Here is a 1,599-nt window from a genome sequence, read left to right as displayed (position 1 = left end):
CTCCTGTACCGCAGCATGGGTGGCGCCGAGCGCCGGCGGCTGGCGCGCGAGGCGCTGCAGCGCGTCGGCCTGGGTGCGCGCATGGACCATTATCCGAACCAGCTGTCCGGCGGCCAGCAGCAGCGCGTGGCCATCGCGCGCGCCATCGTCGGCAATCCGCAGGTGCTGCTGGCGGACGAACCCACGGGGAATTTGGACAGCAAGATGGGCGCCGAGATCATGGACATCCTGCTGAAACTGAACGCCGAGGGCACCACGATCGTGATGGTCACGCACGACGAGCGCGAGGCGGCGCAGGTCGGCCGTATCGTGCGCGTGTTCGACGGCCAGCTGGTTGGGCGGGAGGCGGCATATGCTGCGTAACTACCTGCTGACCGCCTACAAGGTCTTCATGCGGCGCAAGCTGTTCACGGCGATCAATATGGGGTGCATCGTGCTCACGCTGGTCGTGCTGATGGTGATCACCGCCATGTGCGACACGGCGTTCTGGCCGGGCGGCGTGGAAGGGAAAAGCGACCGCATGCTGCAGGTGTACGACATACGCAGCGAGAGTTTCGACAAAGATGGCCGGCCCACCGGCACGCGCAGCAGCAAGCTCGGCCACAAGACCATTGCCCGGTACTTCAAGCCGATGACGGGCGTGGAGCGCGTATCCGCCATCACGATGACGAGCGAGGTATCGGTCTACCAAGGCGACCGCGTCAGCCGGCGTGCCCTGCGGCGCGTCGATGCCGACTACTGGAAAATCATGAATTTCCGGCTGCGGACAGGCCGCCTGCCCGACGAAGAAGACAGCCGCCTGGGCCGCATGGTCGCCGTCGTGAACGCGACGACCGCGCGCCAGCTATTCCCGGACCGCGCGGCCGTCGGCGAGCGGATCAGCGTGGAAGGCCAGGCCTTCGACATCATCGGCGTCGTCGACGACGTCAAACACCTCAACGCCTTTGCGGACATCTGGGCGCCGCTGGAGACCTTCCCGTCGACGAACTACCGGAACGAAGTCACGGGCGACTTCGCCGCGCTGCTGCTGGCGCGCTCCCCCGCCGACCTGCCGCGCATCCGTGCCGACGTCGAGCGCATTGCGAAAAACATCGAACCCGTGGGCGACCAGATCTTCGGCAAGACCACGCTCTGGGCCGACAGCAAGCTGGACGTGTTCGCCCGCCGCCTGCTGGGCCGGCGGGGCGATGCCGATTCCGGCGCGGACCGGCTGCTGGCGCGCATCGCGGGCGGCATGTTCCTGTTCATGCTGCTGCCCGCACTGAACCTCGTCAACCTGAACATGGGCCGCATCATGGAGCGCAGCACGGAGATCGGCGTGCGCAAGGCATTCGGCGCCACCAGCCTGCAGCTCGCCGGTCAACTGGTGGTGGAGAACGTGCTGCTGTGCCTCGCGGGAGCCCTCGTCGGCCTGGCCTGCGCCCAGGCGGCGCTGTGGTGGCTCGAAGCCGCGCGACTGAGTCCCTACCTGGACGTGCACGTCAACCTGAAGGTGTTCGGCTGGGGCATGCTGATCGCCTTCGTGTTCGGCCTGCTGTCCGGCGCGATCCCCGCCTGGAGGATGTCGCGCCTCGATCCCGTCCATGCCCTGAAAGGAGC

General features: G+C 67.2%; 2 protein-coding genes. Both read left to right on the top strand.

Translation table 11 applies throughout. From position 1 onward, the window contains the following. Window positions 1-363, top strand: a 363-nt coding sequence (locus tag AC1DYX_RS30950) for an ABC transporter ATP-binding protein (RefSeq protein WP_477266027.1), incomplete at its 5' end; no start/stop codon positions are given. Next, window positions 353-1,599 (top strand): ABC transporter permease (locus AC1DYX_RS30945; RefSeq protein ID WP_477266025.1); only part of this gene is annotated, 1,247 nt, incomplete at its 3' end. The genes AC1DYX_RS30950 and AC1DYX_RS30945, both read left to right, overlap by 11 nt.

This window comes from Massilia sp. P2_C2 (assembly GCF_056404615.1).
This window is presented reverse-complemented; position numbering and strand designations above follow the sequence as displayed.